This window comes from Corynebacterium sp. MSK122, from assembly GCF_030229435.2.
GTDB classification, from domain to species: domain Bacteria; phylum Actinomycetota; class Actinomycetes; order Mycobacteriales; family Mycobacteriaceae; genus Corynebacterium; species Corynebacterium marquesiae.
This window is the reverse complement of sequence record NZ_JASPHV020000103.1, coordinates 1-252: the sequence shown is the minus strand read 5'-3', so window position 1 is coordinate 252 and position 252 is coordinate 1. Positions and strand designations below refer to the sequence as shown.

The 252-nt window shown below is 52.8% G+C and carries 1 protein-coding gene; it reads right to left on the bottom strand.

Features of this window, described 5'->3' with window-relative positions; all coding sequences use genetic code 11:
- Positions 1-252, bottom strand: a 252-nt coding sequence (locus QP934_RS11635) for a hypothetical protein (protein ID WP_419127606.1), incomplete at both ends; no start/stop codon positions are given.

Here is a 252-nt window from a genome sequence, read left to right as displayed (position 1 = left end):
CTTTTGACAAAAACTCATTATCCATCTTGGCTTCCGCCAGTTCACGGCGCAGACGAGCATTTTCAGCACGAAGATCAGCCTCGCTCATCCCATCTGATGCTCCACGGCGCTCACGCTCGAGTTTGACGGGCCTGACCCCTGTTTGGTGGACACCTGATATCCAGCCCGGTTGGGTTGGGAAGAAAGGTAATCTACCACCATGCCTAGGTACTCCGAACAGTTCAAACGTGATGCTGTAGCCCTCTACGAAAA